The organism is Clostridium sp. (assembly GCF_050717535.1).
In the GTDB taxonomy this organism is placed as follows: Bacteria; Bacillota; Clostridia; order Clostridiales; family Clostridiaceae; genus Clostridium_AD.
Genome location: NZ_JBOITM010000069.1, coordinates 83,217 through 104,701 on the forward strand (window position 1 = coordinate 83,217; position 21,485 = coordinate 104,701).

Below are 21,485 nucleotides of genomic sequence, written 5' to 3' on the forward strand. Positions count from 1 at the left end.
AAAATAACTATAGAGGCATCCTAAAATATAATAAATAAAAATGGCTAGTTTGAGGAGAGAATAAATAATGCATAAATTTTTTGTGCCAAAGAAAAACATAGATGGTGATAATGCTATTATTGATGGCGAAGATGTGAAACATATATATAAGGTATTAAGGCTTAAAATTGGTGATGTGGTTAGTATCAATAATTGTGAAGGCATAGAATACATAGGAAAAATAATACTAATAGATAAGAGTGAAGTAAAAATAAATTTATTAGAAGAAAATCCTATAAACAATGAAAGTCCTGTTGAAGTATACCTATTTCAGGGAATGCCTAAATCAACAAAAATGGACCTAATAGTTCAAAAGAATACAGAACTGGGAGTTAAGGCAATAACACCAATAATCACAGAGCGAGTAGTAGTTAAAACTGAGCTTAAAGAATTTAAAAAAGTAGATAGATGGAATAGGATAGCACTTGAAGCTTGCAAGCAGTGCAAGAGAAGTTTAATTCCAGAAATTAATGTGCCTATAGAATTTCAAGACTTATTAGACTCACTAAAATCTATGGATTTAGTTGTGGTTCCCTATGAGAATGAAGAAGGTTTTGGTATAAAGAAATTAATGAAAACTATAGAAAAAGAATCTATTAGTAAAGTTGCTATTATAATAGGACCAGAGGGTGGATTTGAAGAGCATGAAATACATAAATTAAAAGAAATAGGAGCTAGCATTGTCACTTTAGGACCCAGAATACTCAGAACTGAAACAGCTGGGTTTACATGCTTAAGTCTTATTATGTATGAACTGGGAGATTTGGGAGGAATTATATAATGAAAGTTGCAATTGCTACATTAGGGTGTAGAGTAAATCAATATGAGTCAGAAGCTATGGTTGAAAAGTTCATCAGAGAAGGATATGAGGTAGCTGAGTTTCATGATTTTGCTGACGTATACGTTATAAATACCTGTACTGTTACTAATATGGGTGATAAAAAGTCAAGACAGATGATAGGAAGAGCTAGAAGGAAAAATAGTGAGGCTATTATTGCAGTGGTAGGATGTTATGCGCAGATTGCCCCAGCGGAAATATCCAATATTGAAGGTGTTAATGTAGTTTTAGGTAGTCGTAATAAAGGTGATATTGTTTATTGGGTAAATAGATCTAGAGAAGAAAATAAACAGATGATAGAAGTTAATGATGTTTTAAAAAACAAAGTATTTGAGGATTTAAATATTAGCGAATATCAAGATAGAACTCGTGCCTTTGTAAAAATTCAAGATGGGTGTAATCAATTTTGTTCTTATTGCTTGATACCTTACTCAAGAGGGGCAGTATGTAGCAAACCACCTGAAAAAATCATGGCAGAAATTCATGAATTAGCCCAAAATGGCTTTAAAGAGATTCTTTTATCTGGTATACACATAGCATCCTTTGGAAAAGATTTAGATGGTGGATGGAACTTAGTACGTGTGCTAGAAGAGGTAGATAAGGTTCCTGGTATTGAAAGGATAAGGATAGGGTCAATAGATCCAACATTCTTTACAGAGGGTGTTATTGAGAGATTAATGGCACTTGTGAACCTATGTCCTCACTTCCATCTTTCACTTCAAAGCGGTTGTGATGAAACCATAAAAAGAATGAATAGGCACTATACAGCAAGTGAATATAAAACTGTTGTTGAAAATTTAAGGAAAAATATAGTGGGAGCATCTATAACTACAGACGTAATTGTAGGTTTTCCTGGAGAAACCCAGGAAGAATTTGATGAAACTTATGAATTCTTAAAGGATATAGAATTGTCAAAAATGCATATTTTCAAGTACAGTCCAAGAAAAGGAACTAAAGCTGCTGGAATAAAAGAGCAGATTGATGGAAATATAAAAGAAGAAAGAAGTCATAAGCTTATTGCACTTAATAACATGTTAGAGGAAAAACATATAAATACATTTGTTGGTAAGAGCATGAATGTTCTTTATGAGCAAAAATTTAAAGATAATGAAGATGAATATGAAGGTTATACTGATAATTACGTAAAAGTTGTAGGAAAATCCTCTGAAAATATAGTAGGAGAATTCCATATGACGAAACTTATAGAATGTATGGGAGATTATATAATTGGGGAAGTGCAAGATTTGAAATAATTATAAACAGATAAATAATTTAGCAGGAGAATAAAGCTTTATGTTGAATAGTATATTAGTATAAGGCATATTAATTAATTATTTTTTTAGATGCCTAAATGGGTAGGAGGTGATTATGTGGAAAAGGAAGACTGTATTTTTTGTAAAATAGTAAAAAAGCAAATTCCTTGTGACATGCTTTTTGAAGATGATAAAGTTGTAGTGTTTAAAGACATAAACCCTCAGGCCCCTGTACATGTTGTAATTATTCCAAGGCAACATATTGATGACTTAAATTGCTTAAATCAAGAGTCGTCGGAATTGATAGGTCATATTTTTATAGTTGCCAAGGAAATTGCTAAGAAACTAGATATTGCTGAGAGTGGATATAGAATTGTTAGTAATTGCGGGGAACAAGGAGGTCAATCTGTTCAACATGTGCATTTTCATTTATTGGGTGGTAGAATGCTTCAGTGGCCACCGGGTTAAAATATAATTTGTTTTTCAAATGTTAAATTGTAATGTATATTTTATATTTTAATACATTATTTATAACAAAATAGTAATGAAAATGTTGACATAATGTAAAACTGTGTTGTATAATAAAAAATGTGCTATTTAGGCCCCGCATTAGCTGTTTCTAAATTGAATTGAGCTAGCGGAGGGAGGGATAATGATGTCAGAAATTAAGGTTGGAGCAGACGAGTCCATTGAGAACGCTTTAAGAAGGTTTAAGAAAAAATGCGCAAGAAGTGGAGTGCTTGGAGAAGTTAGAAAAAGAGAGCACTATGAAAAGCCAAGCGTTAAAAAGAAGTTAAAATCAGAAGCTGCAAGAAAGAGAAAATTCAAATAGAATTTTTAAAAATGGAATGAGACAAGATTTATTTTATATAAAAAAATTTTGTTAGAATACCTTCCTCAGCAGTTAAATAAATTAGAAACTTAGAGTCATTCAGAGGAACAGTAGTGGCATTGGGAACTAATAGCATGAAGCACGTGAGAAATTTATGTTTGCCGAGTTATCTGAAATTATGGATAAAGCATGTGGTAAGCTTGTAAGTGAAATAGTGAAACAATATTTAAATAAATAAAAGATTCAGCCTTTGGCTGGATTTTTTTTTGATTATAAAAATTATAAAATAAAAAACTGTAATTTGTTGTGCTTTTTTTTCATAAATTTATTATGAAGTATTTTATGGGGTGAGGGTATGGATAGTAAAGTTTATAAAACAAAGGAAACTATAGCTAACAAATTAGATTTGCCAAGAGATATATTGTTAGATTTACCAAAAATAACTATTTTGTCCAACAATGAAATAAATATAGAAAACCATAAAGGTGTGGTAATATTTGAAGAAGAAGTAATAAAGATAAATTCCAATGTGGGTCCAATTTCAATATACGGGAAAAATTTTAAAATATTATTTATAGGGGGAAACACAATAACTTTAAGTGGTAACTTTAAATCTGTTGTGTATGAAAGCCATGAATAATTTTAAAAAATATAAAAAAGGTACTATCACAATGGAAATCCAAGCATTTATGCCAGAAAAATTTATAAATTTACTATGGAAAAGTGGTATTATGGTTAAAAATATAAAAAAAATTAATATAACAACTCTAGTTTTGGAAGTTAAATTATGCGATTATGTTGAAATCGCCAAAGTGGCCAAAAAATCAAACAGCACAATTAGAATTTTAAGAAGAAGTGGGTTATCCTTTTTTGTAATGAAAATGAAAAGGAGATCCGCTCTCTTAATAGGGGCATTTTTGTTTTTGTGTATAATATACTATTTATCTACTTTTGTATGGAATATAGAAATCAATACAGAACGTTATATAAGTCCATATGAATTGCGTAATCAAATTAGTGGATTTGGAATAAATCCTGGACTTAGAAAGAAAAATATAGATGTTTATGAAATTGAAAATAAAATTCTAAGGTGTAATGATGAAATAATGTGGGTCAAAGCTAGGATAGATGGTGTTAAGTTAAAAGTTGATGTGATTGAAAGGCAATCACCCCCTATAATAATTAGTAAGCAAAAGCCTCCTCGTGATTTAATAGCCAATAAAGATGGTGAAGTAGTTAGAGTGTTTACCACAGAAGGTACAGCAGCTGTGAAAAATGGAGATATGATACAAAAGGGAGATTTATTGATTAAAGGAGAGCAAGGTAAAGAAGGAAGTGTTTATTCTGTACATGCTCAAGGAGAAGTTATTGCAAAAACTTTTTACGAGGAGATTAAAGAAATTCCCTTAAACAATATATCAAGAATTAAAACAGGTAACAGTATAAGTAATTTATATATTAAATTTGCAAATAAAAAAATTTATCTCAAAAATAGCTTAATTACCTATCCTAAATATGATAAAATAGAAAGTAATGATAAATTTATAAAAAGTGAAATCTACTATGAAATTAATGAAAAAAATATACCAGTAGATGCCACTAAGATAACAGAGGAATTATATCACAATATTTTGAGGAATTTGGACAAGAATGTGGTAGTTAAAGACAAAATTGTAGATTCAAAAGTGGATAATGGTAAGTACACAATAAAAGTGTTAGTTGTTGCTGAAGAGAATATTGCTCCTGAATAAACTGCAGCTATTTAAAAAGAAATAATATATCGGTTTGTTTTACGCAAGATGAAAAGGTGGGGATGGGGATTGAAAAATATTAGAGAATTTATTAAGCTTAATAAAGTAAAACCTTATTTGATTTTTATAGTTACGGTAATTGTTATGTATTCTATTTTAGTAACAGCATTAGTTCCTAAAAAATATACAATAAATGTGGGGGATATTGCAAAAATAGATATAAAAGCTCCTAGAGAAGTTGAAAATACGGTGGCTACAGAAATTAATAGGACTAAAGCTGTAGAGCTTGTAGGGAAAAAGACAATTAAAGTTCAAGTAAATAAAGAGGCTGTGGAACACATTGGTAACTTGTTTTCTGCAGTGGCTAAGTTAAATGCCAGTAATTCAATCATAAATAGTAATGCAGAGTCCAAGGAAAAAGCATTATCAGAAAAGGTAGCTTCACTAAAGGAAACTAATCCAGTCGATAATTTTACCCTTGAAAATTACCAAACACTATTAAAGCTGGAGTCTACTAAAGCGACAGATTTAGAAGAATTTCTTAAAAAAAGTATTACCACCCTCTATGAGGTAACTACAATAAATGAAAACAAGCCTGAGGAAATTAAGATGGCGAAGGGCATTATTGCTACAGAGTTTAACAACTCGATTTTCCCAAAAGAGATAAGAGAAATAGGAATGTCTATTGCATATACAGAAGTTCAGCCTAATTCAATTTATGATAAAGAAAAAACAGCACTGCTAATAGAAGAAGCAAAAGACAGTGTTAAACCTATAATGGTAAAAAAAGACCAAACTATTATAAGCGAAGGATCGCCAATAACCTTTGAACAAAAGGCACTTCTAGAATCGCTAGGTCTCCTAAATGACACAAGTAATTTTGAATGGTCACTATACTTAAGTTTGGCAGGGCTTGTATGTCTTGTAGTACTAGTTCAATGGTTTTATTTATACAAGTATCAACCAAAAATATTTGCGGATACAAAAAAACTAATTATGCTTAATATTCTTAGTATAATAGCCATATTGCTTGCCAGAGTACTTGGTATAATTTCAGTATTTGTAATCCCTCTAGCTTGTATACCCATGCTTATGACCATTTTAAGTAATGATGAAGTATCAATAGCACTTAACATCCTCAACTGTATTCTAATTAGTGTTGCAGTTAATTTTAACTTCGAAATTACAACACTAGCTATTCTAAATTCTATTGTTGGGGTTATAGTACTAAAGAAAATGCAACAAAGAAATGATATATTATACTCATCTATATATATAGCAATGATAAATTTGGCCTTTTATCTTTCAATGGGATTTTTGATAAGCAATAGTATAGTTGATGTTTTTAAAAGAGCAGGAATGGTGGCTCTTGCAGGGGTTTTAGCAGGAGTGCTTACCATAGGCTTTTTACCATTTTTCGAAAGCTTTTTTGATATAGTTACCACAGTGAAACTTTTGGAATTATCCAATCCTAATCATCCACTATTAAAGAGACTACTTTTAGAAGCACCAGGAAGTTATCATCATTCTGTACTGGTAGCTAACCTTTCAGAGGTTGCAGCAGAAGTAATTGGTGCTAATCCAGTTCTTGCAAGGACATGCTCATATTATCATGATATTGGAAAGATAAAAAGACCTTATTTTTTCAAAGAAAATCAACTAGGAAATGATAATCCACATGATAAGATAACACCTAATTTAAGTACACTTATAATTATTTCTCATGTAAAGGATGGCGTAGAACTTGCAAAGGAATATAAGATTCCTAAGGTCATTCAGGATGTTATACAGCAACATCATGGTACCACTTTAGTTAAGTATTTCTATGTAACAATGAAAAACTCTAGTGAAAATCCAGATGAGGTTAACGAAGAGGATTTTAGGTATCCGGGTCCAAATCCAGAAAGTAAGGAAGCCGCCATTATAATGCTGGCAGATGCTGTGGAAGCAGCTGTAAGATCAATTTCAAATTCAACAAAAGGTAAAATTGAAGAAATGGTTAATAACATAATAAAAGCCAGGCTTAATGATGGACAACTAGATAATTGTGATTTAACACTAAAAGATTTAGAAAAAATAAGAAAGGCATTTTTAAAAGTTCTTTCAGGAATATATCATGAGAGAATAGAATATCCTACAGATAAATGGGAAAAGGATAAAATAAAGGAGCAAAATAAAGGAGTAAAATAAAGTATGATTTATATAGATAATAGGCAAAATAAGATTGAGGTTACAGAAAAACTTCAAACTGTTATAAAAGATGTTATTGAATACACACTTTTCCAGGAAAAACTTTTTATAGATAATGAAGTAAGTGTTATATTTATTGACAATGAAGAAATTAGAAAAATAAATTTAAAAAATCGTGGCATAGATGAAATTACTGATGTACTATCTTTTCCAATGCTAAATTATCCTGAAAACAAGGTGTTTAAGGATGTATACATAAATTATAAATTTGATGGAAGCGATTTATATGATGGAAAGCTAGTAATTGGCGATGTTGCACTATCACTGGAAAAAGCTAAGGAACAAAGTGAAGAATTTGGGCACTCCTTTACTCGCGAGTGTGCTTATCTTACAGTACATTCAATTTTACATCTGCTAGGTTATGACCATATGGAGGAAACACCAAAAATTATTATGCGAAAAAGAGAAGAAGAAATATTGAACAATTTTAAAATATCTAGATAGAGTATATTTATGATTATTTTAAAAATAATGTAGTTACAATATTTTAAAGGTGGTTAAATATGAAAGTCAAAAAATTAGTTGATAGTTTTAATTATGCTATTGAAGGAATCATATATTCCATCCGCACACAAAGAAATATGAAGATACACATGATAGTTACAATATTAGTTCTAACTGCTACATTTTTTTTTGACTTGTCAAAGGTAGAACTTATGATTTTAACCATAACTATAACTTTGGTTATAGTGGCTGAAATGATAAATACTGCTGTAGAATGTGCCATAGATGCCACAACAAATTTTTATCATCCACTTGCTAAGATTGCGAAGAATGTTGCGGCTGGGGCAGTGCTAGTAACCGCTATAAATTCAGTTTTAGTAGGCTATGTTATATTTTGGGATAAATTAACTCCATTTAATATAACAATGATGTCAAAGCTTAGGAAATCTAACCCTAACATGACTTTTCTCATACTAGTTATAGTTTGTATTGCTGCAGTAGTGGTTAAGTCAATTTATGGCGAAGGAACTCCATTTAGGGGAGGAATGCCAAGTGGTCACAGTACCATAGCTTTTTCAGTAGCAACTGCTATGACCTTATTAACTAATGAGCCACTAATTATGGTATTATCTTATTTATTAGCAGTAATTGTTGCACAAAGCAGGGTTGATTCACAAATTCATTCTATTTTAGAAGTTATTTTTGGTGCTGCTTTCGGCACTTTATTAACATTATTATTATTTAGAATTTTAGGATAGGAGACTTTTTATTTTAAAATACTAAAATCACAAATAAAATTATAATATTATTGAAATACTAATATTTAGTGATATAATTGGTATACGTGATTTTCAATAATAAGTGCATACAAATAAACAACTTATTTAATGTGCCTTAAATTAATGATGTAGGGGTGTATGATGGATTATAAAAAATTAGCTAAAAGTGCAATAGATGCTAGAAAAAATGCATATGTACCATATTCAAAATTTAAAGTTGGTGCAGCAGTTGTTACTGAAGATGGATCAATATATACTGGATGCAACATAGAAAATGCTTCCTACGGTGCAACTAATTGTGCTGAAAGAACTGCAATTTTCAAAGCTGTGTCTGAGGGACATAGAAAAATTAAAGCTATTGCTATTGTAGGCGATATGACAACTAATACCTACCCTTGTGGTATTTGCAGACAAGTTATAGCAGAATTTGCCTCGCAGGATATTCAGATTATATTAGTAAAGAATGAAGAAAGTTATATAATAAAGACTATGGAAGAGATATTACCAGGGGCTTTTACAAAAGAAGATTTATTTAAGTAAGCTATATAATTATTAGTTGCTAAGCATTAATAATTATATAGCTACTTAAGATAACCAAAAGGAGGATATATGTTTAAATCAGGATTCGTAACAATAATCGGAAGACCAAATGTGGGGAAATCTACATTAATAAATTACATTATGGGGGAAAAATTGTCAATTGTATCTAATAGACCTCAAACTACTAGGAATAATATACAGACCATTTTAACAACTAAAGATTCTCAAATAATATTTGTAGATACTCCTGGAATGCATAAACCTAGGCATAAACTAGGAGAATATATGGTTAAAGTAGCGGAGCAAGCTACGTCAGAAGTAGATGTCATATTATTTATAACCACACCTGGGGATGAGATTGATAAGGGTGATATGCATATCCTTGAGCAGTTAAAAAATAATAAAATTCCAGTGTTTTTATTAGTTAATAAGATTGATGAGAATACCCAAGCAAGAGTAGCTAAAACCATTCAAAGCTATTCTGAGTATTTTGCTTTTAAAGAAATAATTCCTATAGCTGCCATAAAAGGTAAAAATGTTGACATAGTTACTAAACTTGTAGAAGACAACATTCCAGAAGGGCCACTATATTACCCAGAGGATATGATTACAGACCAACAAGAAAGATTTATCATAACTGAAATAATAAGAGAAAAGGCTTTGAAGCTATTATCCCAAGAAGTACCTCATGGAATAGCAATAGAAATTATTTCTATGAAAAGAGATGCAAGGAATATGTACCATATTGAAGCTAATTTGCTCTGCGAAAAAGATTCACATAAGGGTATAATAATTGGAAAAGGTGGAAAAACCCTTAAGCAGATTTCTACATATGCAAGACAAGATGTAATGAAATTTTTAGGCGAAAAAGTAAACCTAAGGTTATGGGTAAAGGTAAAGAAAGAATGGAGAGATACTTCAAGTATTTTGAAAGAATTAGGGTATAAGTAGGGGATGATTTTCTGTCGATTTTAAAAACTAGGGCTATTGTAATAAAAACTCAAGAGTTTAAAGAATCTGATAAGTTAGTTTGGCTTTTTACTGAAGATTTTGGTAAAATAACAGCTATAGCAAAGGGAGCTAGAAAAAATAAAAGTAAGTTTGTATCATCCACCTTACCTTGCTGCTTTGCAGAATTTGTGCTTTTTAAAGGTAGAAATTTATATACCATAAATGAGGTTACAATTATTGATTCATTTCAGCAATTATTAAGAGACCTAGATACAATTACTTATGCTTCCTATTTTAATGAATTAATTGATATTACAATGGAAAATGAAGAGGCTAATAAGCAACTTTTTAAAGATTTAGTCACTAGTTTTTATTTTATAAAAAATGATGTTATGGATATAGAAGTTTTGGCAAGAGCCTTTGAAACAAAAATTTTAAGGGCTACAGGTTATGAATTAAATTTTAATCAATGTGTTAAATGCAGAAAAAAAATAATAATGTCTAATAATATCGATTTACAATCTTATGGGCCTATTTGTAAAGATTGTGAAAAGGTAAATAGTATATATATTTCAAACCCTACATATAATACATTAAAATTCTTAAATAACTTTGGTATGGATAAAATTAATAGAATAGCTGTGTCTAAAACCACAAAGCTCGAGTTGTACAAAATTTTATCTACTATTATAGCCCAAAATTATACAAGAAAGCCAAAGAGTCTAGAAATGTTTGATTATTTAAAGGAATATAAAAATTAAAAATTATTTTAAATCTTAGAAAAATTATGAGGAGGAATATTTTAATGGCAGAAATTACATTGGAAAAGATTGATATTATTAAAGAGCGAACAGGAGTTTCATATACTGAGGCTAAGGAAGCATTAGAGGAATGTGATAGTGACGTAGTCAATGCTCTAATTTATATTGAAGCAAAGCAAAAGAAATATGCTAAATTTAATATGGAAGAAATGTACTCTACTAAGGATGAATTTGTAACAACAATAAAAGATATTGTAAAAAAAGGCAATGTTACAAGAATAAAAATCAAAAAAGATGACACTGTAGTTATAGACATACCTGTTAATGCTGGTATCGCGGCAGGTTTAATAGGATTATATAATCCTGTGCTAATTGCTCTTGGATTATTAACAGCAGTACTTACAAAGGTTACTGTTGAGATAACTAAAGCAGATGGTTCTGTTGAAGTAGTTAATACTATTATAAAAAATACAGTGGAAGATGTTAAAAGTAGAATGAGTGATATGACAGGCGAAGTAAAAGAAAAATATAATGATACAAAAGATACTTTTAACAAAAGTAGCAAAAGCACCAAAGAAGATAGAAATGAGAATGTATATCAATATACAGTAAAATTTGACAAAGAAAGTGAACTAGAAAAAGAAGACAAAAAAGAGGAAAAAGAAGAAGAAAAATAAGAGAATAATATTTAAAATTTAATATTAGCCTTATATAAATGGTAACAATAGGATTTCCCCTTTTATAAAGCTAGCAATTTTTATTTGCTAGCTTTATAAAAGGGGAAATTTTAATATCTTATAACTTTAGTTATTGTTGTGCACTGTTTATTGAAAATTATTAATATATTGAAAAATTATTCTTATACACAAAAAATCATAAAAAACCCTACAATTTATTTTAATAATGTGGTACAATGTTAAAAATGGTATGTAAAATTCTAGTATATAATACTTTATGCAATCGTTTGTATTTACAATATTGCAAATATAAGAAATATGTATCATTTATAAGGAATTAAAATAGAAAGAGGGTGGAAAAAATAAAACTAACACCAAGACAAGAAGAAATAATTAGATTAGTTAAAGAAAATCCACCAGTTACAAGTGAATGTCTAGCTAATAAGTTAGGGGTAACAAGGGCAGCACTAAGGCCAGATTTGGCAATACTCACAATGACGGGTATATTAGATGCAAGGCCAAAAGTTGGATACATGTGTTCAAAGAAACCCTCTTACAGTTTAGTTTATGATTATATAAGAAATATTAAAGTTAATGATGTAATGTCTAAAGCTGTAATGGCTACAGAAGAAACAATGGTTTATGATGCTATAGTACATTTGTTTTTAAATGATGTAGGTACTTTATTTGTACATAATAATGGCAGTTTAGTGGGAGCTGTATCTAGAAAAGACTTCCTTAAAATGGCTATGGGCGGTACTGATATTCACAAGGTGCCTGTAGGAATTATAATGACTAGAATGCCCAATATAGTGCTTGTTGAAAAAGAGGATAGTATTTATTTAGCCGCACAAAGAATTATAGAACATGAAGTGGATAGTTTACCTGTAGTAGAAAGAAAATTTGAAAATGGGAAAGAAATATTTCAAGTTGTAGGTAAAATATCAAAAACTAATATAACAAAACTATTTGTAAAAATGGGCGAAAATGGCTAAGTAACTAAAGTGAGTTTTAACTAAAGTGAGTGAAGTGGGCACTACATGTTCTAAATTGGACATCTTTGTACCCGTTATCATATATAATTTATAATCGAAGGGGTTGTATGGAATGGAAAACAAAAAATATGTTTATCTTTTTAGTGAAGGAAATGCTTCAATGAAAAATCTTCTAGGCGGAAAAGGTGCAAACCTTGCAGAGATGACAAACCTTGGGATTCCAGTACCGCAAGGATTCACAGTTACTACTGAAGCTTGTAATAAATACTATGAAGATGGTCAATTAATTGCATCTGAAATTGTTGGTGAAATACATTCTAAAATGGTTGAGCTTGAAAAACTTACAGGAAAGAAATTTGGAAGCATGCAAAATCCGCTACTTGTTTCAGTTAGATCTGGAGCAAGAGCATCAATGCCTGGTATGATGGATACAATATTAAATCTTGGATTAAATGATGAGACAGTAGAAGTTATGGCAAAACTAACAAATAACCCAAGATTTGCTTATGATTCTTACAGAAGATTTATCCAAATGTTTGCTGATGTTGTTATGGGTGTTGAAAAAAGAAATTTTGAAAACATTATGGATACAATGAAAGAAGCAAAAGGTGTAAAATTTGATACTGAACTGGATGCTAATGATTTGAAAAAATTAGTTGGGCAATTTAAAGAATTCTATAAAGAAGATAAGGGTGAAGATTTCCCAAGTGATCCAGAAAGTCAATTAATAGAGTCAATTACAGCAGTATTTAGATCATGGGATAATCCTCGTGCTAATGTTTATAGAAGACTTAATGATATTCCAGGAAGTTGGGGAACTGCAGTAAGTGTTCAAGAAATGGTATTTGGTAACAAAGGAGAAACATCAGGAACTGGTGTTGCTTTTTCAAGGAATCCATCTACTGGAGAAAAAGGAATATATGCTGAGTACTTAATGAATGCACAAGGTGAAGACGTTGTTGCAGGAATAAGAACACCACAAGATATATCTCAACTTGCAAAAGACATGCCAGAAGTATATAAACAGTTTATGTCAATTGTTAATACTCTTGAGACTCACTATAAAGATATGCAAGATATGGAGTTTACAATTGAAGATGGAAAATTGTACTTCCTTCAAACAAGAAACGGCAAGAGAACTGCACAAGCAGCACTTAAAATTGCTGTGGAACTTGTTGAAGATGGAATGCTAACAAAGAAACAGGCTATGATGAAGGTTGAACCAAAACAATTAGATACCTTACTTCACCCTAACTTTGATACTGAAGATTTAAAAAATTCTAAAATAATAGCTAAAGGTTTACCAGCATCTCCAGGAGCAGCTTGTGGAAAAGTTTGCTTTACAGCAGAAGATGCAAAAGTTAGACATGAAGCTGGAGAAAAAGTTGTATTAGTAAGGCTTGAAACTTCACCAGAGGACATTGAAGGCATGATTGCCTCAGAAGGTATATTAACAGTAAGAGGTGGAATGACGTCCCATGCTGCGGTTGTAGCAAGAGGAATGGGAACATGCTGTGTTGCTGGTTGTGGAGATATAAAAGTTGACGAAAAAGAAAAGATCTTTAAGATAGGTGGAATCACATATACTGAAAATGATTTTATTTCTATGGATGGAAGTACAGGAAATGTATATGCTGGAGTTATCAAAACAGTTGAACCAGAAATAAGTGGTTACTTTGAAACATTTATGGGATGGGCTGATGAAATAAGAAGTTTGAAAGTTAGAACTAATGCAGATACTCCAAGAGATACTGCTCAAGCAGTTAAATATGGAGCTGAAGGCATTGGCTTATGCAGAACTGAGCATATGTTCTTTGATGCTGATAGAATAATGGGCATAAGGGAAATGATTGTTGCTAAAGACGAAGCAAAAAGAAGAGTGGCATTAGATAAATTATTACCAATGCAAAGAGAAGATTTTGTAGGAATCTATGAAGAACTTAAGGAAAGACCAGCTACAATAAGATTCTTAGATCCACCACTACATGAATTCTTACCTCACGCTGATGGAGATATAAGAGAACTCGCTGTTGAGATGGGAATAACCTTTGAAGAGTTAAAAGCTACTGTTGAATCATTACATGAGTTTAACCCTATGATGGGTCATAGAGGATGTAGACTTGCAGTATCATATCCAGAAATAGCTGAGATGCAAACTAGAGCGGTTATTGAAGCTGCTATAGATGTTAAAACTAGAAAAGGATATAATATCGTTCCAGAAATAATGATTCCTCTAGTTGGAGAAGTTAAAGAGTTAAAATATGTTAAAGATATAGTAGTAAGAGTAGCTGATCAAATCATAGCTGAGTCAGGCAGTGATTTAAAATACATGGTTGGTACAATGATTGAAATACCAAGAGCAGCACTTACAGCTGATGAAATAGCAAAAGAAGCAGAATTCTTCTCATTTGGAACAAATGATTTAACACAAATGACTTTTGGATTCTCAAGAGATGATGCTGCAACATTCTTAAAACATTACTATGAAAAGAAAGTTTACGAATTTGATCCATTCCAAAAATTAGATCAAGTTGGAGTAGGCAAACTTATTAAAATGGCTGTTGACCTTGGAAGATCAACAAGACCACATATTAAACTTGGAATATGCGGAGAACATGGCGGAGATCCATCTTCTGTTGAATTCTGTCACAATGTTGGACTAGATTATGTATCATGTTCACCATTCAGAGTTCCAGTAGCAAGACTTGCAGCTGCACAAGCTGAAGTAAACAATCCAAGAAAAAAATAAAATATATAGTTTGAAAAGCCTTATATAATTGGCGGTTGAGACTATTATAATTATAAAAAGAATAGGGTATTGCATCTTAATTTCATTATTGATTTTAAGTTCAATGCCTTATTTTTATTATTTTAATTAAGACTAGTGCTAAAATTCATGATCGTCAATTCTATACAAAAATATATACCTACTATATAATAAAATTAGTGAATATTTGTAGAATATGGCTAACTACTTCTAAAATAAATATTTGAGACACAACTGTTGGGAATACAATAGTTATCTTACATTATCTAGTAAAACTAAAGATTAACTCTCAATTTATGTATGTAAGAGGAGGAAAAGATTATGTCCAAAAACCTAAAAGAACTTCAAGATCTATTGCTTCAAGGTCAAAAGTTATCTATGCAGGGTTCATTAGATAGAAGAATGCCGGATAAGAAGTCAATACCATTTTTGATAGATGCACGTAAAGGGCTAAAAGAATATGTTATCTTAAATCCTGAAGATAGTATAGCATGGAGACTATTATCACAGGCAGAAGAATCTTTGTTGAATTACCCAGAAGCTTTGACTTCCCTAGCAAAATCCATTGAGTTTGGTGGAAAGGACAAAAAAGATTTGAAAAGGATAGCTTTGCTTAAGGAGTGCATTTCATCATGGAATGAATTAGAGTTAACCCTGAACAATTAGAATCTTTAGGGGATTTTATTGATGAGAAATTAGATGAGCATGGATGTAATCATACATTATCTTTTACGAGGGAATGGTTAGATGGAAATATGCCTAAAAGTAAAAAGACAAGAATTATAAAAGATATTCAAGGAAAAGGTGGCTTTTGTGATTGTGAGGTCCTAGCTAACGTTGTAATAGATTAGCATCATAGAACTTGGCGACGTCAGATAATTAATATGAGATTTATGATGTTCTGCAAAAAATTAAAAAAGACCACAGAAGTTTTTATACTACAGGTCTATAAGGGGAAATTACACTAAAGTAGAACATCATGAATCTCTTGTTGTACGTAATCATCAACAGTTAGTGTATGGGTAATCAATTTGTGCAACAATGCATTCAAGTACGCTTTGGCAGCAAGTGGTTAAAGCTTCGAAGAAGCCAAAGCACATTCATTCACCTAGCTAAGAGCTAACACGTCTCAGGAATGTCTTGAGTGAGAAACGTTAGAAGACATTTTGTAAGTACTATATTTACTAATATTGTTTAATAACCGAGCTAATCTGTTATAATTTATATAATAAACGATTCACGATAAGGAAGGTGTTTTACATGAAATGGGAAGAGGTAAGAAGAACATATCCAGATAAATTTGTAAAGCTTCAGATATTAGAATCTCATATGGATGGAACCAAAAAATACATTGATGACATGGCTGTTATAAAAGTTATTAATGATAACAAAGAAGCAACAAAGGAGCTAGTTCACTCAGGAGATAATACAATAGTTTATCATACTGGAAATGAAAGTATAGTTGTTGAGGTAAAGACCATAAGAGGATATAGAGGTGCAATCTAATGAACATTGAATATAGAGATGGATTGATATTTACGTCCATACAGATTTCTTACAAAGGTAAATCAAAGATAGTTAATAATGTAGTAATTGATACTGGGGCTGCAGGCTCAATTATCTCACCAGATGCAGTAGATGATATTGGAATATATGCTGAGCCAGGAGATAGAATTATGGAGTATTATGGTGTTGGTGGTAGTTCACATAATGCTTTTATAAAGAAGATTGACGAAATCATATTAGGTTCTCAAAGCATAAATGATATTGAAATAGACTTTGGTATAATTGATACAAGAGGTGAAATTAGTGGTCTAATTGGATTGGATATTCTCATGAAAGTTGGAGCAGTGATTGATTTGAAAAACTTAAATATTGATGTAAGTAAAATATCAGAATAAATTATAATACAGACAATCATTACGGTTATAAGAAGTGTTCCATAATAGTAAATTATAGTGGTTGGTCTTTTATGGTAGCAGCTGCACAAGCTGAAGTAAACAATCCAAGAAAGAAATAGTATAAGTATAACTTAAAAGCTTTGTATAATGGCATTTGAGATTAGTAGAACTATAAAAAAATGGGTATTGTATTTTTGAAATCATTATTGATTTTAAATACAATACCCTATTTTTATTATTAAATCTATTTTTGACTGCTCAACACGTCATAAGTGCAAAACATTATGCTGAAAATCAAATCTAATCAATTGGATTGTTTTTTTATTTTGGTTTAGATTAGTTCTAAAATTTATGAAAGTCAATTCTATACAAAATTCTATACCTACTATATAATAGAATTGGTGAATATTTAATAATTGCAGAATATGGCGGTGCGATAAGAAGTCGTTGGGCCACTCACTTGGTGGATTCATTGCAAACTTATTTGCCATAACATATCCTGAAGATCTATGCGGCATTCTAATTTATATTTTTATATACAGTGAAAAAACACAGTGAGGAGGAATTATTGTGGAAAATAATTTAAATATTATTAAAAAATTAATGGCACGATATGACAGACCTTTCTACATATATGATGGAAGTATTATTTCTAAGCAAATTGCAACACTTTCAGAAAGATTTTCACAGTTTGAGTTTTTATATTCACTAAAGACTAATCCATATAACCCTATAGTAAATTTCATTGTATCAAGGGGGTTTGGTGCAGATGCAGCTTCAGCAGAGGAAGTAATTATAGCTCATGAATCAGGTTTATCGTATGAAAAAGTATTATACTCATCTCCAGGAAAAACACGTAAGGATATTGAAAGAACTATAGATAAATCAATAATAATAGCAGACAGCTATAATGAGTTGGCATTGATTAATGATGTTGCAAAACAGAAAAAATCACATATAAAGGTAGGATTAAGAATAAACCCCGACTACACTATGGATATTGAAAAAGGAGTAAGTAGTAAATTTGGTGTTGATGAGGAGACTATTATTAATCAGAGAGATTTTTTTAACAGTTTGACTAATATAAGAATCGTTGGTATCCATGTTCATCTGCGCTCTCAGGTTCTTGAACATAGCATAATTTATCGATACTATGAGAAAGTTTTTGAAGTAGCTTTGTTTTGTAAAGAGACCATGGGATGGGAACTGGAATTTATTAATTTTGGTGGAGGACTTGGTATAGTATATTCATCATTAAATGATATCCCTCTTGATCTTGATCTACTTAGTGATGAATGTGAAAATTTATTTCAAAGATTTAAGAAAAAAATTAATGCAAGACTTATTATTGAAACTGGTAGGTTTGTAGTTTGTGAAGCTGGTCAATATGTTACTCATATCGTAGATATAAAGGAATCTAGAGGAACAAAATACTTAATCGTTGAAAATGGACTGAATGGTTTTTTAAGACCTTCTATAGCGGAACTTTTAACGTCTTATGCACCAGAGGGAAGCAAATTGAAGGGTTGTGAACCATTATTTACAGCTAAAGATGCTTTTGAATTTACTATTTTTGAAAGAGAAAAATCATTTCTTGAAAAGGTAAGCATAGTGGGTAATTTGTGCACAGCAGCTGATATAATGGCGAAAGATATAATGCTTCCTAAGGCTAATGTTGGAGATATATTAGTAGTGTCAAAGGCTGGAAGTTATTCATATACATTGACACCGTTATTGTTTGCAAGTCATCCTCTGCCATTACAATTTTATGTAAAGGAAAATGGTGAAATATGTACAATATAAGTAGTAAATTAAATTAATGATATGACGTAAATTTCTTATAAAGCGTCGCAGCTACTGGGAAGCTTTGACATTGAATTATAATTATAGAATGTAGATTTGATAGCAAAGATGTATATAGGTGAAGCTTATCAATGAGAATTAGTAAGCTAAGAAAAAAACGTAAATAGTGTAGATAGATAATAAAATAGCAAATAAGAGGTGAATAATTTGACATATACTTATAAATGTAATAAATGTAATAATGAATTCACAATTGAGAAAGGTATGAATGAGGATATTGAGATTAAATGTGAATGTGGAAATAATGACGTTAATAGAATATATAGTGTGCCTAGTTTTAAGATTAATTGCAGTGGATTTTGTGGAAAAATAAATAAATAGTATAAGTATAATTTATAAAGCCATGATATGTTTAATAGATTTATTTTAAAAAGCCACTGCTTGCAGTGACTTTTTAATTGTGAACAAACTATTAAATTAATTTTGATGTTTTAAATTTATTTTCAATATAGGATATAAGACCGTAAACAAAGTCTAATTGATATTGGTTTTTGTCCGTTGAATTAGTTAGAAGATTTATGAAGGCTTTTTTATTACATTTATTTATGTTACCGTAGTAATCTCTTGATATTTTCCAATACCTTTGTGGGAAAGCTAAATAAACAAGAATGTATTTATAATCATCTAAAGTTAAAGGCTGAACATTATCATATAATTCTAAAAAACTTATGGCAAGTTCCAGATCCCATTTTGTACCATCTCTTTTTAAAAGTCTTCTTAAACAGTATGAAATATCATGGGCACAAAAGTCATTTCTACATTTATCAAAATCAATTACCCATATTTCATTATTAGCATCAAAGATGATATTTTTATTAACATAGTCAAGATGACATAATGATTTTGTAAGATTATTTTGATCTATATCATAAGAAATGTCAGCAGAATACTTGGCTAGCTTAATACTTGAATCAAAATGTTCAAGATAGAGCTTGGAAAAAGCATCATCATATTTATAAGCTAAATTAGAAAATTTAAGCAGACTCTCATAGTGTTTATATATAGAAGTTCCCATAATACTATAGTTTTCCTTAATTGAACTACCACATATAGGTTTAAAGGTAACACTTACTTTGTGCATATTTGCAAGGTTTGTACTACAGGCTAGTACATGGTCAATATTATCGTAGTCACATTTAATGCCATCAACCCAAGGGGTGAGTATAAATAGCATATTATTATAGTCTATAAATCTGCTGTTGGTGTTTGTAGGAAGAATACGAGGGACATGGATATTATTTCTATATAACCATTCTATAGCTGAATATACAAATAATAAATCTTTTACACTGTAATAAACCTTCTTTAAACAATAGCTTTTATTAAAGTATGAAACTTTATATACAGCTCTTTGTTTATCAGTATCTTTAAATTTAATTTGCGATATATCAGCATTAGCTAAATTATATTGAGGCAGAATGTATTTTTTTACGTTTTCTTCGGATAATAAATCTATGTTATTTAAATTTTTAGCCGTGGAGATCATCTTATCACTCCTAAAAAATTATTACATTATTAAGATATTAATAGAATATTAATATTATACGTTTAATATTAAAAAAGGGAAATTAAATTAATTTGTAGAATACTAAGTAAGGTGCTTAAATAAATTTAAGGTGCTTAAATAAATTTAAGGTGCTTAAAAATAAGTAAGGCACTTAAAGTTTCTTATTTTAAATATTTATATTAAAGATAAGATGAATAATTGTAACAGTAGTGTTAAGTTCAGAAGGTAAAACAATTAATAATTGTTTTGTGCAACAGTGAACGGCAGGAGGGGATTTATGAATATTCGCCAAAGAATAGAAACTAATGAAGGTAATAATATTATTATCTATGGGGCGTTATCCGCAAACTCTAAGGGGCGAAAAATCTTAGAAGACAAGGATGATATAAGAACCTGTTATATGGTAGACCGAGATAGGATAATACATAGTAAAGCCTTTAGGAGATTACAGCATAAAACTCAAGTATATATAAAGGCTAGTAGTGATCATTATAGAACAAGATTAACACATACATTAGAAGTTGCACAAATAGCTAAAACTATAGGTAAAGGTATAGGCTTAAATGAAGATCTAATAGAAGCTATAGCTCTAGGTCATGATATAGGGCATGTGCCATTTGCTCATAATGGGGAAGAGGTGCTTAATGATATTTTGCCTGGAGGATTTAGACACAATGAAAATAGCATTAGAGTATTAACAAAAATAGAAAAGCTAGGTAAGGGACTAAATTTAAGTGAGGAAGTACTAGATGGAGTTCTAAATCATAGTGGGTTTTCTTCTAAAATCAGGAAGGCAGAAACCCTAGAAGGTCAGGTTGTTAGATATAGCGATAAGATTGCATATGTAAATCATGACATAGATGATTCCATAAGAGCAGGATTATTAAGTGAAAATATGTTGCCCCAAGATGCTATTGAGATTTTAGGTACAAATCATGGCATGAGAATAGATACATTAGTTAAAGATTGTATTTACAACACATTAAATAACTTAGATAGGGATAAAATATGCGTATCGCTTAGTGAGCCCGTTTCCAGTGCCTTGGTTATTTTAAGAAATTTTATGTTTAAGAATATATACAAAGGTGACATCTTAAAGGAAGAAAGGCAAAAAGCACAATTTGTGGTAACACAAGTATTCACATATTATTATAACAATCCAAAGGCTATGCCAGATTTTTACAAGGGTATAGTTGAGGATGAGGGTTTGCATGTAGGAGTGGCAGATTATATATCTGGTATGAGTGATGATTATTGTTTAATGCTTTTTAATAATATATATGTACCTAAAGTTGTCATTTATTAAAATACGAGAATAAATTAATGGGTGTTTAGAG

23 protein-coding genes are annotated in these 21,485 nt (G+C 30.6%); 22 read left to right on the forward strand and 1 reads right to left on the reverse strand.

What is annotated here, in order from left to right:
- Positions 1–67 precede the first annotated feature (67 nt).
- The 21 genes from ACREVU_RS11685 to ACREVU_RS11785 all read left to right on the forward strand — a co-directional run bounded on the left by ACREVU_RS11685 (position 68) and on the right by ACREVU_RS11785 (position 18,962).
- A complete protein-coding gene (locus ACREVU_RS11685) occupies positions 68–820 on the forward strand; it encodes a 16S rRNA (uracil(1498)-N(3))-methyltransferase (protein ID WP_431551772.1) in 753 nt (250 codons plus the stop codon).
- Entirely contained in the window at positions 820–2,130 is a 1,311-nt protein-coding gene (gene mtaB, locus ACREVU_RS11690) for a tRNA (N(6)-L-threonylcarbamoyladenosine(37)-C(2))-methylthiotransferase MtaB (RefSeq protein ID WP_431551773.1), read from the forward strand. The genes ACREVU_RS11685 and mtaB overlap by 1 nt, the downstream gene beginning before the upstream one ends.
- A gap of 117 nt (positions 2,131–2,247) precedes the next feature.
- Positions 2,248–2,598, forward strand: coding sequence for a histidine triad nucleotide-binding protein (locus ACREVU_RS11695; protein ID WP_431551774.1), 351 nt, complete (start codon positions 2,248–2,250; stop codon positions 2,596–2,598).
- 187 nt (positions 2,599–2,785) lie between these two features.
- On the forward strand, positions 2,786–2,962 hold the full coding sequence (gene rpsU / locus ACREVU_RS11700; protein ID WP_124998347.1) for a 30S ribosomal protein S21: 177 nt from the start codon (positions 2,786–2,788) through the stop codon (positions 2,960–2,962).
- Positions 2,963–3,317: 355 nt separating this feature from the next.
- The gene (yqfC, locus tag ACREVU_RS11705; protein ID WP_431551775.1) at positions 3,318–3,602 is read left to right on the forward strand and encodes a sporulation protein YqfC; all 285 of its coding nucleotides are present in this window, start codon (positions 3,318–3,320) and stop codon (positions 3,600–3,602) included.
- Positions 3,595–4,713, forward strand: a complete 1,119-nt coding sequence (yqfD, locus tag ACREVU_RS11710; RefSeq protein WP_431551776.1) for a sporulation protein YqfD — start codon at positions 3,595–3,597, stop codon at positions 4,711–4,713. Before yqfC ends, yqfD begins: the two co-directional genes overlap by 8 nt.
- Before the next feature lie 48 nt (positions 4,714–4,761).
- A complete protein-coding gene (locus tag ACREVU_RS11715; protein WP_431551777.1) occupies positions 4,762–6,903 on the forward strand; it encodes an HD family phosphohydrolase in 2,142 nt (713 codons plus the stop codon).
- Between the two features lie 3 nt (positions 6,904–6,906).
- A complete protein-coding gene (ybeY, locus tag ACREVU_RS11720) occupies positions 6,907–7,407 on the forward strand; it encodes an rRNA maturation RNase YbeY (protein WP_431551778.1) in 501 nt (166 codons plus the stop codon).
- Between the two features lie 59 nt (positions 7,408–7,466).
- Positions 7,467–8,165 carry a diacylglycerol kinase gene (locus tag ACREVU_RS11725; RefSeq protein ID WP_431551779.1) on the forward strand — a complete coding sequence of 233 codons (699 nt, stop codon included), beginning with the start codon at positions 7,467–7,469 and terminating at the stop codon, positions 8,163–8,165.
- Between the two features lie 162 nt (positions 8,166–8,327).
- Complete coding sequence (locus ACREVU_RS11730) at positions 8,328–8,726, forward strand: cytidine deaminase (protein ID WP_431551801.1); 399 nt, start codon at positions 8,328–8,330, stop codon at positions 8,724–8,726.
- Between the two features lie 69 nt (positions 8,727–8,795).
- Entirely contained in the window at positions 8,796–9,677 is an 882-nt protein-coding gene (gene era, locus ACREVU_RS11735) for a GTPase Era (protein WP_431551780.1), read from the forward strand.
- 11 nt (positions 9,678–9,688) lie between these two features.
- A complete protein-coding gene (recO, locus tag ACREVU_RS11740) occupies positions 9,689–10,438 on the forward strand; it encodes a DNA repair protein RecO (RefSeq protein ID WP_431551802.1) in 750 nt (249 codons plus the stop codon).
- A 44-nt stretch (positions 10,439–10,482) separates the two neighbouring features.
- Positions 10,483–11,115, forward strand: coding sequence for a DUF4342 domain-containing protein (locus tag ACREVU_RS11745; RefSeq protein WP_431551781.1), 633 nt, complete (start codon positions 10,483–10,485; stop codon positions 11,113–11,115).
- 353 nt (positions 11,116–11,468) lie between these two features.
- A complete protein-coding gene (gene ccpN, locus ACREVU_RS11750) occupies positions 11,469–12,110 on the forward strand; it encodes a transcriptional regulator CcpN (protein WP_431551782.1) in 642 nt (213 codons plus the stop codon).
- A gap of 112 nt (positions 12,111–12,222) precedes the next feature.
- Complete coding sequence (gene ppdK / locus ACREVU_RS11755; protein WP_431551783.1) at positions 12,223–14,859, forward strand: pyruvate, phosphate dikinase; 2,637 nt, start codon at positions 12,223–12,225, stop codon at positions 14,857–14,859.
- 339 nt (positions 14,860–15,198) lie between these two features.
- Positions 15,199–15,543: a tetratricopeptide repeat protein gene (locus ACREVU_RS11760; RefSeq protein WP_431551784.1), complete on the forward strand. Its 345-nt coding sequence runs from the start codon at positions 15,199–15,201 to the stop codon at positions 15,541–15,543.
- A 17-nt stretch (positions 15,544–15,560) separates the two neighbouring features.
- Positions 15,561–15,728 (forward strand): DUF2695 domain-containing protein, encoded by a 168-nt coding sequence (locus ACREVU_RS11765; RefSeq protein ID WP_431551803.1) that lies wholly within the window; start codon positions 15,561–15,563, stop codon positions 15,726–15,728.
- Positions 15,729–16,137: 409 nt separating this feature from the next.
- Entirely contained in the window at positions 16,138–16,383 is a 246-nt protein-coding gene (locus ACREVU_RS11770; RefSeq protein WP_431551785.1) for a hypothetical protein, read from the forward strand.
- Positions 16,383–16,778 (forward strand): retropepsin-like aspartic protease, encoded by a 396-nt coding sequence (locus ACREVU_RS11775; RefSeq protein ID WP_431551786.1) that lies wholly within the window; start codon positions 16,383–16,385, stop codon positions 16,776–16,778. Before ACREVU_RS11770 ends, ACREVU_RS11775 begins: the two co-directional genes overlap by 1 nt.
- A 570-nt stretch (positions 16,779–17,348) precedes the next feature.
- The gene (locus ACREVU_RS11780) at positions 17,349–18,581 is read left to right on the forward strand and encodes a type III PLP-dependent enzyme domain-containing protein (RefSeq protein WP_431551787.1); all 1,233 of its coding nucleotides are present in this window, start codon (positions 17,349–17,351) and stop codon (positions 18,579–18,581) included.
- A 207-nt stretch (positions 18,582–18,788) separates the two neighbouring features.
- A complete protein-coding gene (locus ACREVU_RS11785) occupies positions 18,789–18,962 on the forward strand; it encodes an FmdB family zinc ribbon protein (protein WP_431551788.1) in 174 nt (57 codons plus the stop codon).
- A 91-nt stretch (positions 18,963–19,053) separates the two neighbouring features.
- Here ACREVU_RS11785 and ACREVU_RS11790 read toward each other — a convergent pair whose 3' ends face one another.
- Positions 19,054–20,127 (reverse strand): CotS family spore coat protein, encoded by a 1,074-nt coding sequence (locus ACREVU_RS11790; RefSeq protein WP_431551789.1) that lies wholly within the window; start codon positions 20,125–20,127, stop codon positions 19,054–19,056.
- 298 nt (positions 20,128–20,425) lie between these two features.
- Here ACREVU_RS11790 and ACREVU_RS11795 point away from each other — a divergent pair, with 298 nt between their 5' ends.
- Complete coding sequence (locus tag ACREVU_RS11795; RefSeq protein ID WP_431551790.1) at positions 20,426–21,454, forward strand: deoxyguanosinetriphosphate triphosphohydrolase; 1,029 nt, start codon at positions 20,426–20,428, stop codon at positions 21,452–21,454.
- The last annotated feature ends 31 nt before the right edge of the window (positions 21,455–21,485 follow it).